This is a genomic window from Pedobacter sp. Leaf216, from assembly GCF_001421515.1.
In the GTDB taxonomy this organism is placed as follows: Bacteria; Bacteroidota; Bacteroidia; order Sphingobacteriales; family Sphingobacteriaceae; genus Pedobacter.
Window position 1 is genome coordinate 55766 of the sequence record NZ_LMKM01000016.1, and the last position, 14285, is coordinate 70050.

Here is a 14285-nt window from a genome sequence, read left to right on the forward strand (position 1 = left end):
CAGAACAAAACAAATCCTTTTAACCTAAGAATCAATGAAACATTATGATGCAATAATTATTGGAGCAGGGCAGGCTGGCACTCCATTGGCTAAAAAACTGGCCGAAGCGGGTAAAAAAACAGCCATTATCGAAAAAAGGCTTGTTGGCGGTACCTGTATAAACGATGGTTGTACACCAACCAAAGCTATGGTAGCCTCTGCAAGAGCCGTATACCAGGCAAAAAAAGCTATTGATCTAGGTGTTGAGGTAGGTACTGTAAAAATTGATTTTAAAAAAATTAAACAGCGTAAAGATGATATAGTAACACAATTTAGGTCTTCATCAGAAAAAGGCATTAAAGGCACTAAAGGACTTGACCTTATCTTCGGTACAGCCAGGTTTAGCGGAAAGAAAGAACTTACCATATCACTCAACAACGGCGGTGAAGAAAAACTGACTGCCGATTTAATTTTTATCAATACAGGAGCAAAAACCTCCATACCGGATATTGAAGGATTAAATGAAATTGATTTCCTCACCTCAACAACAATTTTAGATCTCGAATCCGTTCCAGCGCATTTGGTGGTTATTGGTGGAAATTACATCGGCCTCGAATTTGGACAAATGTTTAACCGTTTTGGAAGTAAAGTAACCATTCTCGAAAAATCAACCGGAATATTGGCTAAAGAAGATCAGGATATCTCATCAGCGTTAACCGAAATCTTAACTGATGAAAAGATTGAACTCATTACCGGGGTTGAAATCGATAAAATTGAAAAAGACAAAAATCAGATTCACATTGAGCTCCTTTCCGGTAAGCGCAAGAAAAAAATCAGTGCAACGCATTTGTTGGTTGCCGTAGGCCGAACGCCTCAAACAGCAGATTTAGGACTTGAAAACTGTGGCGTAAAGCTCGATGACCATGGACATATTCTGGTTAATGAAAAACTGGAAACCAACATAGAAGGAATTTATGCGCTTGGTGATGTAAAGGGAGGTCCGGCGTTTACCCATATTGCCTATAACGATTATACCATAGTTTACCGCAACCTGATTGAGGGCACCGATTATTCTATTCACGATCGCCCGGTGCCTTATTGTATGTTTACTGATCCACAACTTGGACGAATTGGCATCTCGGAAAAAGAAGCAAAAGAAAAGAAACTGAATTATAAAGTAGCAGTCCTTCCGATGACGAGCGTGGCCAGGGGCATAGAAACAGGTGAAACACTTGGCCTGATGAAAGCCGTGGTAAATGCCGATACAAAAGAGATATTGGGTGCTGCCATATTAGCTTCAGAGGGTGGAGAAATTATGTCGGTTTTGCAGATGGCCATGGAAGGCGGAATCACTTACGATAGGATCAGGTATTGTGTTTTTGCGCATCCTACCTATTCAGAATCGTTGAACAACTTATTTATGAAACTCGACAATTAAATATGATCGAACTCAAGGAGATAAGCAAGAAATTTGGCCATACTCAGGCTGTAAATACCATTTCATTTAAAGTAGAAGAAAAAGAAACGCTCGTACTATTGGGTACAAGTGGTTGCGGTAAAACAACTACCTTAAAAATGATTAACCGTTTGATTGAGCCAGATACCGGGCAGATTATCATCAATGGAGCCGACATTACCAATCAAAACCCTGATGAATTGCGGAAAGGCATTGGTTATGTGATGCAAAACATCGGGCTTTTTCCGCATTATACCATTGCCGAAAATATTGCTGTAGTACCGAAACTGTTGCGGTGGGAAAAGGAGAAAATCAAGAGCCGTACACAAGAACTTATTGGTAAACTTCATCTTCCTGAAAATGTACTAAAAATGTTTCCCCATCAACTCAGTGGCGGGCAGCAGCAACGGGTTGGCCTGGCACGTGCTTTGGTTACCAACCCGGCTGTATTGTTAATGGATGAACCCTTTGGTGCACTTGATAATGTAACCCGGAGCAGCATTCAGAAAGAGTTTAAAGCACTCGAGGAGTTAAAACGTAAAACCATTGTTATGGTTACACACGATGTTCAGGAAGCTTTCGAACTGGCAGACAGGATCTGTTTAATGGATAAAGGAAAAATTATTCAGATCGGTACACCAAAACAATTGCTCTATCAACCGGTGAACGATTTTGCGAAGAAATTCTTAGCCAGTCAAAAACTTGCTTTAGAATTTAAAGTGGTTAATATACAGGATATTTGGTCGTTTTTACCTAAAGGAACACTTCAAGATGGAAAAGCTTTTCCGGCAAACCTTAATATATGGGAAGCTATGGAGTTGCTGAGGAATACCGACAGGCATGAATTGTTAATATCTGCAGATAATAAGGAAAGCAAAACGGTTACTTTTGAGCAATTGACACAAGGTTTTAATCAGTTTCAAACTTCGCAACCGCATGAATGAACAACAGCAAACCTTATGGCAGTTTATGCAGGGGCAATCTGATAAATTGCTTAACCAAACCTTGCAGCATGTAGGTTTAACTTTTATTTCGCTTTTACTGGCCATAGCCATTGGTTTGCCCTTGGGTATCTTAATAGCACGAAAAAGAAAGCTTTCGGGTACAGTTTTGGGTATTGCAGGTGTGCTGCAAACCATTCCAAGTATTGCCTTATTGGGCTTTATGATTCCTGTTTTGGGTATAGGTGCCAAGCCCGCCATTGTGGCCTTGCTTATTTATGCCCTTTTGCCCATTATCCGCAATACTTACACTGGTATTATTGGTATTGATCAGCATATAAAAGAAGCTGCAAGGGCTATGGGGATGAGCAGAAGTCAGATTTTATTAAAAGTAGAATTGCCTTTAGCCATGCCGGTAATTTTGGCGGGCATCCGTACCGCTACGGTAATTAATGTTGGTGTAGCCACATTGGCCTCTTTTATTGCCGCCGGCGGATTGGGAGAGTTTATTTTTGGAGGCATTTCGCTTAATAATACCAACATGATCCTGGCAGGAGCAATCCCCGCGGCACTGCTTGCAATTATTCTGGATGCTTTACTTTCATTAATTCAGAAAATGGATTTTAAAAAGTTAAGGCGGGCACTCTATGTTTTTCCTGTTGTAATTTTAATTTTAGGTGGTTTTTACGCGCTCCCATCTGCTTATGGTTCTACGCTAACAGCCGGATTTACCCCCGAATTTATGGGTAGGCAAGATGGAGATCTAGGCTTAAGATCGGTATATGGTTTAAAGATTCATACCATCGTAATCAGTGATGCGGTAATGTATAAAGCAGCGTACGCTAAAGAACTCGATGTAATTAGTGGTTATTCTACCGATGGCCGTTTAAAAGCTTTCGACCTTAAAATTCTTAAAGATGATAAAAACATTTTTCCACCATATTACGCAGCACCAATAGTTCGGAACGAAGCATTAAAGCAATTTCCTCAGTTGGAGGAAACATTAAATCTCCTTGCAGATAAAATTACGGATGCTGCGATGACCGATCTAAACTATAAAACGGATTACCTGCACCAGTCTCCAGAACGGGTAGCTAAGGATTTCCTGATCAGTATCGGGTTATATAAAGCCCCTAAAAATGGCCATAACGGCACAATAAGAATTGGTTCCAAAATTTTTGGTGAGCAATATATCCTCGCAGAAATGTACAGTATGCTGATTAAAGGCTACACAGATTACGATGTATCAACCAAAACTGGACTTGGTGGAACAAAGATATGTTTTGATGCACTAACCAATAACCAGATCGATTTTTATCCTGAATATACCGGAACAGGCTTGCTGGTTTTGCTGCAGCCAGATGCAAAAGTAGCAAAAGAAATGGCCCACGATAAAGAAAAAACCTACAATTATGTATCGGCAGAATTTGAAAAGAAATTCAAAATCAAATGGCTTAAACCTATTGGTTTTAACAATTCTTATGCATTAATGATGCGGCGAAAACAATCAAAAGATCTGAATGTTAATACCATCACAGATCTTAAAAACTATCTAGATAAAAATTAATGACACTGGCAGAAGAATACTTGGAGATAAGGAAATGCTCCGAACAAATTTGCGAACCGCTGCAAACAGAAGATTATGTGGTACAGCCTGTGGCAGATGTAAGTCCTCCGAAATGGCATTTGGGGCATACCACCTGGTTCTTCGAAACCTTTATATTAAATCCGTTTGCTGTTAATTACCAGGTATATAACGATGACTATAGTTTTGTTTTTAATAGTTATTATGAAACTGTAGGCAATCGGGTAATCCGTACAGACCGCGGAAATTTAAGCCGCCCGAGTGTAAATGAAATTTACCAGTACAGGGCTTACGTGGATGAAGCCATGGTAAAATTTTTAGCTCAACCAATCGCCGATGAAATTAAAGCTTTATTGGTTTTAGGTTTTAACCACGAACAACAACATCAGGAACTTTTGCTTACCGATATTAAATACATTTTAGGCAATAATCCACTCTTTCCGGTATATTCTACGCTTAAAAAGGAAGTTTTGCATCACAGTAATGGGGATGATGGTTTTATTGATATTAAAGAAGGTATTTACGAAATTGGCTATAACGGAAATGATTTCAGTTTCGATAATGAACTGAACAGGCACAAAGTTTACCTGCAAAATTTCTCCATCAGTAAAACACTGATAAGCAATGCCGAATTTATTCGATTTATTGAAGCCGGAGGTTATGAAAACTTTAATTACTGGCATGCTGAAGGTTGGGATTGGTTAAAAACCAACCACATTGCCTCACCCATGTATTGGCACTTAATTGATGCAAAATGGTTCAATTATACATTAAGCGGCCTTTTACCTGTTGATCTAAATGCCCCGGTAACGCACATTAGTTATTACGAAGCCTATGCTTTTGCAAGCTGGAAAGGAATGCGTTTACCCACAGAGTTCGAATGGGAAATTGCCGCACAAAACTTCAACTGGGGCGAACGGTGGGAGTGGACAGAAAGTGCATATCTGCCTTATCCCGGTTTTAGCAAAGCACCAGGCGCAATAGGCGAGTACAATGGTAAGTTTATGGTTAACCAAAAAGTACTTCGGGGCGCATCAATAGCTACACCCGATAACCATTCGAGAATCACTTATCGAAATTTCTTTCACCCACTTTTAAGATGGCAATATACAGGCCTCCGCCTGGTAAAATAGTATAGATATGACCACCACCACTATCGAAACAACAACCGACCAAAAAACACAGTTTCTCCAAGAAACCTTAACGGGTTTGCAATCTGAACCGAAATTTATGCTTTCCAAGTATTTTTATGATGCTACCGGAGACCGTATTTTTCAACAGATTATGGATATGGAGGAATATTATTTAACCAATGCCGAAATGGAGATTCTTCAATATCAGGCCGATCAGCTTTCGCAGGCAATTGCTGCAGATGGAAGTTCTTTTGATCTGATTGAATTGGGAGCCGGGGATGCCACAAAATCTATACATCTGCTTAATTCATTGATGAGCAGTAATTTGGAGTTTAGTTATTTACCCATCGATATTTCAGCGCATGTAATTGATGATCTTGAAGAAAACCTTCCGAAAAAGCTTCCGGGCTTAAATATGACTGGCTTAAATGGCGATTATTTTGACATGCTCAAAAGGGCTGCAGAACTATCAAACCGTAGGAAAGTAGTATTGTTTATGGGTGCAAACATCGGAAACATGAATATCGCCGATGCAGAAAAATTCTGTATTTCATTAAAAGAGATACTTTCGCCTAACGATTTTTTAATTATTGGTTTCGACCTGAAGAAAAACCCGCAAAAAATCCTTGCAGCCTATAATGATCAGGCGGGTATTACAAAATCGTTTAACCTTAACCTGCTAAACCGCATTAATAAAGAACTCGATGGTAATTTTAATCTTGAATATTTTGATCACTATGCAAGTTATGATCCTGCATCAGGTGCCTGTAAAAGTTACCTCATCAGTTTAAAAAACCAGATTGTGAACATTGGGAACCAGGCCGTACATTTTGCTGAAAATGAACATGTTTACATGGAGATATCACAAAAATATTCACTTGCTGATATCGATCAATTGGCTGAGAAAACAGGTTTTAAGCCGCTTCAACGCTTTTTCGATCAAAATCAATACTTTGTAGATGCCATTTGGAAGGTAGATTAATTTCTGCCATCCAAAACTGTTAAAAGGCGGTTTAAATCTTCCTCTGTATTGTAAAAATGGAACGAAATCCGGGTTCCCGTTCCCCTGGGTGAACATATTATTTTTGCCTCGGCAAGTTGGTTTACTTTGTTTTCATGCAACGGCATACTCATAATAGTTGATTGGTATTTTCTATCCAGCATCCAGTCTGGAATTAACCCCCTCGAATTTAATTCGAATCTGGCTTTGTTGCTTAACGTTTGTGTCAGTTTCTCAATCGAATCGAAACCGATTGCAGCAAGCTCCGCTAAACTTTCGTTTAATGCACCAAAGTTTAACGTATCCAAATGCCCCGGTTCAAAACACATTGATAAATGGGTTTTTCCCTTCAAAAATGGAGTATTTGGTAATTCTGCCAGTTTCTTTTGGCTGTAAACTGCCTCTTTCATTTGATCGGAAAGAAAAACATATCCATTTCCAAAGCCACCTAAAAGCCATTTATAACCACTTCCAATCAAGGCATCCAATCCTGATTTTTCAAAATCAAACGCTGTTGTGCCTGTAAACTGTGTGCCGTCACCAACTAATAAAAGTTTAGGGTAGTTACTTTTAAGTTTCTGAATAAACTCATCGTCCATTCTTAATCCGCTGATGTACTGCACCATGCTAAATGAAAATACTGTGGGCTTAAAAGTATCAATTGCATGGATAATATTTTCCTCTAAATTTTTATCAATTGCCACTGTACGGTATTCGAAACCACCACTGCGCACAGGATAACTCACTGATAGATATTCTTCTTCCAATAGCAGAAAACGATGGTTTTTATCCAATCCGGCCAACAAAGTATTAAACCCGACCGAGAAATTTTGAACAAGAAAGGTGTTTTCAGTTTTTGATCCGAAAAGGCCGCTTATAGTATTTCTCAGCTTATCGATTAATGGCAGGTTTTCCGTTCTGAACATGCTTCCTCCGGCAATAAAATCGTCATCATGTTTGGTTCTCCAATCAGCAATATTTTGAGATAAGATACCAGCGTTTGCAGTATTGAGGTAAGTATAGGCTTCGAGGATCGGAAAAGATAGGTTCATGCTCAAAATTAGCAGAAATACGTATAAAACAAACAGTCTAAGTTTTTAAACTGAATTTTATACAAACCTATGAGAAACACGATTGTTATTTATACAATTCGAGACGTTACTATGGACAATCAAACATCAATACTGATTACAGAACTGAAAAAGCTATTAAATGGAGGAGGGGCCCATGTAGGTTTTAAAGATGCCGTTGCCGATCTGCCATTTAATTTATTAGGAGAAAAGCCCCATAATTTGCCTTATAGCATTTGGCAACTGGTAGAACACATAAAAATTGCCCAATGGGATATGCTCGAATTTAGTAAAGACGGTTCGCACCAATCGCCAAAATGGCCCGATGAATATTGGCCTAAAGCACTTGCTCCAACAGATGAAGCAGCCTGGAACAATACACTGAAGCAGATTGATAGTAATTTAAATGAATTTATTGCGCTTTTGGATGCTGCTGATTTATTTGAGGCAATTCCACATGGCGATGGACAAAGTGTATTGCGTGAAGCTTTGCAGATTGCTGATCATAATGCTTATCATGTTGCTGAAATTGTAGTCATCAGGCGTTTAATGGGGGCCTGGAAAAGTTAGGTGTTTCAACACGGATTTACATGGATTTAAATTTGTTTGTATTTCACAACAACATCGCTGAGAAAGATGTCTCATTCAGGCCTTATTATTGACGCTTATGCAACCAAAATTTGTAAAAATAACCCGCTACATTTAATCATGCGATTTTACATAACTGAATTAATTAAATAACTATGTTACAAAATTCCAAAGCATTCAGCTCATTTTCTGTAGATGATTTACAGAAAGCAAAAGATTTTTACCAGGGTATATTGGGTATTGAGGTTAAAGATAACCCGATGGGATTGATTGAGTTAGTAATATCTGGCTCAACTAATGTATTACTATATCCAAAGCCCAATCACGTTCCGGCAACGTTTACTGTGCTTAATTTTCCGGTTGATAATATAGATCAAACAGTGGATGAACTTATAGCAAAGGGGGTGCAATTCGAGATTTACAATCAGGACACGATTAAAACAGATGAAAAAGGTATATCCCGCGGAAATGGAGGACCAAATATTGCCTGGTTTAGAGATCCTTCCGGTAATATATTATCTATTCTGGAAACGGCTTAAAAGCTTTAACACTTCCGAAGTTCGCACAAGGCCAACTTCGGATTCATTATGCTAAAAGTCCAAAACACTGATAAGCAATTTCATATTCTTCATTTGTGGGTATTACCAAAATCTTAACTTTCGAATTAACAGTATTAATTTCTTTTAATTCGCCTTTGTAGGCAATATTTTGATCTTGATCCAGTTCAATACCAAGGTAATTGAGTTCAGCACATACAGCCTCTCGCATATTGCTATCATTTTCGCCAACCCCCGCAGTAAATATCACCGCATCAATACCATTTAACACTGCTGCATAAGCACCAATAAATTTCCTAATCCTGTAAGCGTACAGTTTTAGGGCTAAAACAGCCGCTTGATTTCCTTCGCTTACCAATTTTTTGATATCACGCATATCGCTCGAGCCACCTACACCTAAAAGCCCTGATTGTTTATTAACCAGTGTGCTCAATTGCTCCAATGTATAACCCGCATGCTCCATTAAATGGAAAATAACCGAAGGATCAATATCTCCGGAACGTGTACCCATCATTAATCCACTTAACGGGCCAAAACCCATACTGGTATCGATAGATTTACCGTCTTTTATGGCTGTAATGCTGCAGCCATTGCCCAGATGGATACTGATAATTTTACTGTGCAACTTGTTTAACCATTTTATAGCCTGTTCGCTTACATATTTATGGCTTGTACCATGAAAACCATACACCCTGATGTTATGCTCTTTATAATACCATTCCGGAATGGCATAGCGGTAAGCCTGCTCGGGTATGGTTTGATGAAACGCAGTATCAAATACTGCAATTTGCCTTGCATTAACAAAAGTTTGTTCTGCTACCTCTATGCATTTGTAATTAACAGGATTATGGAGCGGTGCCAGCGAAAATAGCTTTTTGATCAGCTTTTTTACATCATCAGTTATAATTACCGGACCCGAAAAGTTTTCGCCACCATGTACTACACGGTGTCCAACGGCATCAATATCATCCGGACTATTAATTACCGCATGTAATCCTTCCGTTAATAAGGAGAGCACTTGTTTTAAACCTTCTCCATGGTTGGCAATAAAACCAGTTTCTTCAATACTGTGTTTTTCTGCTCCCTTGTAAACGGTGTGTTTTACAAATGAACCTTCAATGCCAATACGTTCTACTAAACCACTGCAAACAGGGGCTTTTTCTGGCATTTTAAAAAGCTGGTATTTTAAGGAACTGCTTCCTGAATTAATTACTAAAATGTTCATGTTAAATATCTTGACATTGGATCGCTGTAATTACAACGGTATTAAAAATATCATCTACAGTACAACCACGGCTTAAATCGTTTATTGGCTTGTTTAAACCTTGCAGCATAGGGCCAATGGCCAATGCACCGGTTTCGCGTTGTACGGCTTTGTAAGTGTTGTTACCCGTATTTAAATCAGGGAAAATGAGTACACTTGCCCGTCCTGCAACCTCCGATCCCGGAAGTTTTTGCTTACCCACGAGTGGATCAACCGCGGCATCATATTGTATTGGGCCTTCTATTTTCAGTTCCGGATGTTTTGCTTTAACAATGGCGGTGGCTTCGCGTACCCGTTCTACATCTTCACCCTCACCAGATGTTCCGGATGAATAAGAAAGCATTGCAATGCGCGGCTCAATGCCAAATTTCGCACTGCTCTCTGCTGACGAAATGGCGATTTCTGCCAGTTGCTGCGCAGTAGGATTGGGGTTTACCGCACAATCGCCAAATATGGCCACACGCTCGGGTAAACACATAAAGAATATCGAAGAAACCACTGAAACTCCCGGTTTGGTTTTAACAAATTGCAATGCAGGCCTGATGGTGTGCTGGGTAGTATGCACCGCTCCGGAAACCATTCCATCAGCATCACCTTTGTAAACCATCATGGTACCAAAATAAGAAACATCAGTCATCATATCCCTTGCCATTTCCAGGTTTACATTTTTGGCCTTACGCAACTCATGCAGCGTATCTACATAATCATTGTAATGCGCAGACTGACCGGGATTATGGATTTTTATCGCATTGGTATCTAAATTCAATCCCAATCGTTTAATGCTATTGGTAATTTCAACCGGATCGCCCAATAAGGTAAGGTCTACAATGTCTTGCGCAATTAATTTTTCTACCGCTTTTAAAATGCGTTCATCATTTCCTTCAGGCAAAACAATATGTTTTTTATCACGTTTGGCCCATTTAACCAATTGGTATTGAAACATATGCGGCGTAATGCCCTGATAGCTAAAGGTGATAATTTTATCGTCTAAAGCTTTTATATCTACATATTTTTCGAAAAGCTCAATCGCTGTGGCAATCTTTTTCTTGTTTTCAATCGTTATTTTTGAATGGATACCACCAATTGTAGTGGTGGTTTCGAAAGTGCCTTTCTGTACCGAAACAATCGGAATAATGGTTTGTAAACCTTCAATCAGTTTAATAATCGGTTCATCAGGTAAACTGCCCGCTGTTAAAACAATCCCTGCAATTTTTGGGTAATTGGCTGATAAATTAGCCTGTAAAGCCCCAATAATGATATCACCACGATCGCCGGGCGTTACAATCAAGAGATTATCTTTAATGTGCCTTAAAAAGTTTGGCAACATCATGGCTCCGGTAACAAAGTTATCAACCTGGTTATCGAGCAATTCAGATCCGAAAAGTACCTCGCCACCCAAAGCCAACGCAATTTCTTTCATGCTTGGGCTTTGCAGTCCTGTTTCGGTAGGGATTACTGCAATTAGCAATTCAGCAGGCAATTGGTTGGTTAAAGCCTGTTTTATCCGATCGGCCTCCTCAGGATTTACCATATTGGCCACCACGCCCAAAACCTGTACATCGCGCAGTAAAAAGTTACGGTAAATGTTAATGGCAGTTTTAAAAAGCTGGCTCGCCGTTTTGTTTTTTCCCGATACCACAATTAATACAGGAGCACCAAGGTTTTTGGCCATTAAAGCATTCGATTCGAATTCGAAAGCCATGCCTTCGCCTAAAAAGTCGCTACCCTCAATTACTGTAAAATCATAATTATCTTCTAGTTTTTTATATTTACTAATGATGGTATTGATAATTATTCCGCTATCTTCTGATTGATGCAGCATTTCTTGCCGGGTAAAAGCAAAAGCATCCTCATATTTAACAGGAAGCGAAAAATAATCAAGCATGGCTTCTACATGTTCATCTTTTTGATTTGGGTCATCCTGTGCTATAATAGGCTTAAAATAGCCCACTTTTTGAGTTTTTGCCAACAACATGTTAATCATGCCGAAAGCGATTACTGATTTTCCGGTGTAGGGTTCGGCTGAAGCAATAAAAATATTTTTAGTCATAAAATAGGGATCAATTATAGGAATAACCAACAATGGCCAATATAGTTGGAAATATTTATTTTAAAAACTAAAGCAGCTTAAGTTTTAAATGCAAATGAAAAACTGCCGTTAAAATGACTTTAAAGATATCGCCACAACAATAGATTTAATGATCAAAAAGGGGAGAAGCTATACCTTTAAGCGTTCGATTCGATAAGTAACTTCAGCATTTTTAGCCTGTGAATAAGCGGTAAATTCACTTTTGCATCCGGATTAAGCCGAAGCGGCATAAAATGGCTTTCCAGGAAATGTTCATAATCTGTAATTATGGTAGCTTGGTTAAGATAAATAGGAACCTGTTGTTTTCCGGCCTGTGTAAAAAAATCCTCTAACTGCTGTACTTCTTGGATGGTCATAACGCAAAGTTATCATTATGAAACAACTGATGTGAAATAAAATGAAGCTTTATCGCTTATCTGTCTCGGGTTCATCTAAATAAATTTTAACAGGAATTCCTGTTCTGAGTGATTGCTCTTCTAATGGTTATTTTTTTTAAATGTTGTTTGGTGCTAAAAATTTTAGTTTAAATTTGCAATTCCCTAATTAAATTATCCAGCATTCTAATCCTTAATGAAGAATGAACAAAAGTGAAGTGAATAAAAATATCCCTCATCCTGAGATCATTCAGGATGTTTCATCACTTGGAAAAGTATATTACCGCAAAGAAACCGCCTGGCACCGCGATTGGAAACTGGCTTTTCCACCCTCATTCAGAGAAGTTGCTTTTTATGATGCCGCCAATACCGATATTCATCGCGCAGATGTTTTTACACCATCAGGGTATACCATCGAATTTCAAAATTCGCCAATTACAGTTGCCGAATTAAATAGCAGGGAAGCCTTTTATCCAAATTTGATTTGGGTATTAAATGGCAAAAAGTTTAAAGGATTTAAAATTTTGAAACATTTACCTGATGTAGATGATCCGAAACTTGCCGATTATGAATTTTGCCATTCCGATCATTTATCGATGGTAATGAAAAACGATGTATTACAGGGTGTTATAAATCCTAAAATACTCAATTTTTATCATCCGGAACTGAAGGATATTAAATTCACTTCTGATTTATATTCTTTCTGTTGGAAACAACCGCATAGTGTATGGTATTTAGCTACTGCGAAAATAATTGTAGACTTAGGTGGACATTTTTTATATGAACTTAGACAAAGAAAGCAATCAAATGGAAATTATCCATATTTAAAAATGATTAGCAGAAAAACTTTTATCAATTGGCATACCCCTCCCGAACAATAAGAAATGATCGTGTTAAGGTGTATTAATACAAATTTGTAATTGTTTAAGTACATAATTATTCGGTAAAAATGACTTTTAACAGAATTTTTAATGGATTCGATTTTAATAAATAACTATAAAATCGAATTTTAAAATTATTCTTTACACCTACAGGCTTTTTTGAAAAGATTTAGGCATGTTTCTTGGCTTATTAAGCAAAACGCTTAATCATAATGCACTCAATTAATGCCGCTCAACAAACATGCATCATTATAGATGATGACGAAATTAGTATCAGTATTTTAAATAATTTTATCGATCGAATTGAAAACCTAAATGTTACCGCCACTTTTACAGACCCAATTGATGGGGTTTTAGCAATTAGAGAAATGCAGGAGATAGATTTTTTGTTCCTTGATATCGGGATGGAAGTTTCAGGATTGGATATTGCGAAACTATTGAGGGATCATGTAAAATACCTTGTTTTTATTACCTTCCACGAAAAATATGCGCTTGATGCCTTTAATGTATATTGCGACAGGTTTATTGTAAAACCCATAACCTTTGAGAAAATAAATTCGACAATTTTGGAACTGACGAGGAGAGATAAGCGATAATAAAAATTAAAGTGGTTGTAAACAACCACTTTAAAAGGTAAGAATAGCCTATTTCATGCTATCATTAATTTTGTTAATCATCACCAAGTGGGTTTGTACAATTGGTGCTGTTTTGGTAGCAAATGCTTTTAGGTCGGCATCTTTTCCATTTTTGGATTCATCTTCCATTAATTTAAGGGTCGATTTGTGTCCGTCTACCATTGCACTTACATAAGCTTTGTCAAAATCTGCTCCTGTTTTTTTACTCAGGTCGTCCATTTTTTTCTTATGCTCATCATCAACAGTACTTGGTAATGTAATGTTTTTTTGTTTTGCAATGGCCATCAGTTCTGTATTTGCCATACCATGATCTTTAACCATCATGGTTGCAAACTCTTTAACCTGTGGGTTGCTGCTTTTTTCTAATGCCATTTTACCTAATTCCACTTCGGCCATACCACCTACGGCTGCCTGAGTGGTAAATTTAGAATCGGCTTCATCTACCGCAATTCCGCCTGTTGCAGCAGCATTGGTGGTGGTATCTTTTGCCATATTCAAACTGTCGGCACTTTCTTTGGCATCTTTATTTCCGCCGCCACAGGCCTGAAAAGCCAGGGCAGAAATTGCCATTACATACATTAACTTTTTCATATTTACTGGTTTTGTTGTATGTACATAACATACACATGCTGTAAACGGTTTTTAACTTTTTTCTAATTATTTAAGGAGGAGTAAAGTTCAGTTTATCAGCTGTATATAATCTTTTTCGCAGGTAAAAGGCTTAAACAAAACA

The 14285-nt window shown here is 38.2% G+C and carries 14 protein-coding genes; 9 read left to right on the top strand and 5 right to left on the bottom strand.

Annotated features, from left to right (window positions below; all coding sequences use genetic code 11):
- Positions 1 to 34 precede the first annotated feature (34 nt).
- The 5 genes from ASE74_RS14200 to ASE74_RS14220 are packed head-to-tail and all read left to right on the top strand — an operon-like array spanning position 35 to position 6076.
- Positions 35 to 1417 (top strand): mercuric reductase, encoded by a 1383-nt coding sequence (locus tag ASE74_RS14200; protein WP_055910341.1) that lies wholly within the window; start codon positions 35 to 37, stop codon positions 1415 to 1417.
- Between the two features lie 2 nt (positions 1418 to 1419).
- The gene (locus ASE74_RS14205) at positions 1420 to 2379 is read left to right on the top strand and encodes an ABC transporter ATP-binding protein (protein ID WP_055910344.1); all 960 of its coding nucleotides are present in this window, start codon (positions 1420 to 1422) and stop codon (positions 2377 to 2379) included.
- Positions 2372 to 3943, top strand: coding sequence for an ABC transporter permease/substrate-binding protein (locus ASE74_RS14210; protein WP_055910347.1), 1572 nt, complete (start codon positions 2372 to 2374; stop codon positions 3941 to 3943). The genes ASE74_RS14205 and ASE74_RS14210 overlap by 8 nt, the downstream gene beginning before the upstream one ends.
- Complete coding sequence (gene egtB / locus ASE74_RS14215) at positions 3943 to 5094, top strand: ergothioneine biosynthesis protein EgtB (protein WP_055910350.1); 1152 nt, start codon at positions 3943 to 3945, stop codon at positions 5092 to 5094. Before ASE74_RS14210 ends, egtB begins: the two co-directional genes overlap by 1 nt.
- A 7-nt stretch (positions 5095 to 5101) precedes the next feature.
- The gene (locus ASE74_RS14220; protein ID WP_055910353.1) at positions 5102 to 6076 is read left to right on the top strand and encodes an L-histidine N(alpha)-methyltransferase; all 975 of its coding nucleotides are present in this window, start codon (positions 5102 to 5104) and stop codon (positions 6074 to 6076) included.
- Here the strand turns inward: ASE74_RS14220 and ASE74_RS14225 are convergent.
- Positions 6073 to 7146 carry an aminotransferase class V-fold PLP-dependent enzyme gene (locus ASE74_RS14225; protein WP_055910356.1) on the bottom strand — a complete coding sequence of 358 codons (1074 nt, stop codon included), beginning with the start codon at positions 7144 to 7146 and terminating at the stop codon, positions 6073 to 6075. The genes ASE74_RS14220 and ASE74_RS14225 overlap by 4 nt on opposite strands.
- A gap of 111 nt (positions 7147 to 7257) precedes the next feature.
- Between ASE74_RS14225 and ASE74_RS14230 the strand changes: the two genes are divergently transcribed.
- Both ASE74_RS14230 and ASE74_RS14235 read left to right on the top strand, forming a co-directional pair.
- A complete protein-coding gene (locus ASE74_RS14230) occupies positions 7258 to 7734 on the top strand; it encodes a DinB family protein (RefSeq protein ID WP_055910359.1) in 477 nt (158 codons plus the stop codon).
- A gap of 173 nt (positions 7735 to 7907) precedes the next feature.
- The gene (locus ASE74_RS14235) at positions 7908 to 8291 is read left to right on the top strand and encodes a VOC family protein (protein ID WP_055910362.1); all 384 of its coding nucleotides are present in this window, start codon (positions 7908 to 7910) and stop codon (positions 8289 to 8291) included.
- 46 nt (positions 8292 to 8337) lie between these two features.
- On the opposite strand, the gene ASE74_RS14240 is transcribed toward ASE74_RS14235, so the two are convergent.
- From ASE74_RS14240 to ASE74_RS14250, 3 genes are all read right to left on the bottom strand, one after another.
- Positions 8338 to 9534 carry an acetate/propionate family kinase gene (locus ASE74_RS14240; RefSeq protein WP_055910364.1) on the bottom strand — a complete coding sequence of 399 codons (1197 nt, stop codon included), beginning with the start codon at positions 9532 to 9534 and terminating at the stop codon, positions 8338 to 8340.
- A gap of 1 nt (position 9535) precedes the next feature.
- Entirely contained in the window at positions 9536 to 11623 is a 2088-nt protein-coding gene (gene pta / locus ASE74_RS14245; RefSeq protein WP_055910367.1) for a phosphate acetyltransferase, read from the bottom strand.
- A 176-nt stretch (positions 11624 to 11799) separates the two neighbouring features.
- Positions 11800 to 12018 carry a hypothetical protein gene (locus ASE74_RS14250; RefSeq protein WP_055910370.1) on the bottom strand — a complete coding sequence of 73 codons (219 nt, stop codon included), beginning with the start codon at positions 12016 to 12018 and terminating at the stop codon, positions 11800 to 11802.
- A 221-nt stretch (positions 12019 to 12239) separates the two neighbouring features.
- Here ASE74_RS14250 and ASE74_RS14255 point away from each other — a divergent pair, with 221 nt between their 5' ends.
- Together ASE74_RS14255 and ASE74_RS14260 are read left to right on the top strand one after the other, a co-directional pair.
- On the top strand, positions 12240 to 12917 hold the full coding sequence (locus tag ASE74_RS14255; RefSeq protein WP_055910374.1) for a hypothetical protein: 678 nt from the start codon (positions 12240 to 12242) through the stop codon (positions 12915 to 12917).
- Between the two features lie 212 nt (positions 12918 to 13129).
- The gene (locus ASE74_RS14260; protein ID WP_055910377.1) at positions 13130 to 13513 is read left to right on the top strand and encodes a LytTR family DNA-binding domain-containing protein; all 384 of its coding nucleotides are present in this window, start codon (positions 13130 to 13132) and stop codon (positions 13511 to 13513) included.
- 48 nt (positions 13514 to 13561) lie between these two features.
- Here ASE74_RS14260 and ASE74_RS14265 read toward each other — a convergent pair whose 3' ends face one another.
- Complete coding sequence (locus ASE74_RS14265) at positions 13562 to 14143, bottom strand: DUF4142 domain-containing protein (protein WP_055910380.1); 582 nt, start codon at positions 14141 to 14143, stop codon at positions 13562 to 13564.
- Between the last annotated feature and the right edge of the window lie 142 nt (positions 14144 to 14285).

Bases quoted from the DNA above. Each gene is read 5' to 3' on its own strand.
- ASE74_RS14200 (WP_055910341.1), top strand. From the start codon at position 35: ATGAAACATTATGATGCAATAATTATTGGAGCAGGGCAGGCTGGCACT.
- ASE74_RS14205 (WP_055910344.1), top strand. From the start codon at position 1,420: ATGATCGAACTCAAGGAGATAAGCAAGAAATTTGGCCATACTCAGGCT.
- ASE74_RS14210 (WP_055910347.1), top strand. From the start codon at position 2,372: ATGAATGAACAACAGCAAACCTTATGGCAGTTTATGCAGGGGCAATCT.
- egtB (WP_055910350.1), top strand. From the start codon at position 3,943: ATGACACTGGCAGAAGAATACTTGGAGATAAGGAAATGCTCCGAACAA.
- ASE74_RS14220 (WP_055910353.1), top strand. From the start codon at position 5,102: ATGACCACCACCACTATCGAAACAACAACCGACCAAAAAACACAGTTT.
- ASE74_RS14225 (WP_055910356.1), bottom strand. From the start codon at position 7,146: ATGAACCTATCTTTTCCGATCCTCGAAGCCTATACTTACCTCAATACT.
- ASE74_RS14230 (WP_055910359.1), top strand. From the start codon at position 7,258: ATGGACAATCAAACATCAATACTGATTACAGAACTGAAAAAGCTATTA.
- ASE74_RS14235 (WP_055910362.1), top strand. From the start codon at position 7,908: ATGTTACAAAATTCCAAAGCATTCAGCTCATTTTCTGTAGATGATTTA.
- ASE74_RS14240 (WP_055910364.1), bottom strand. From the start codon at position 9,534: ATGAACATTTTAGTAATTAATTCAGGAAGCAGTTCCTTAAAATACCAG.
- pta (WP_055910367.1), bottom strand. From the start codon at position 11,623: ATGACTAAAAATATTTTTATTGCTTCAGCCGAACCCTACACCGGAAAA.
- ASE74_RS14250 (WP_055910370.1), bottom strand. From the start codon at position 12,018: ATGACCATCCAAGAAGTACAGCAGTTAGAGGATTTTTTTACACAGGCC.
- ASE74_RS14255 (WP_055910374.1), top strand. From the start codon at position 12,240: ATGAACAAAAGTGAAGTGAATAAAAATATCCCTCATCCTGAGATCATT.
- ASE74_RS14260 (WP_055910377.1), top strand. From the start codon at position 13,130: ATGCACTCAATTAATGCCGCTCAACAAACATGCATCATTATAGATGAT.
- ASE74_RS14265 (WP_055910380.1), bottom strand. From the start codon at position 14,143: ATGAAAAAGTTAATGTATGTAATGGCAATTTCTGCCCTGGCTTTTCAG.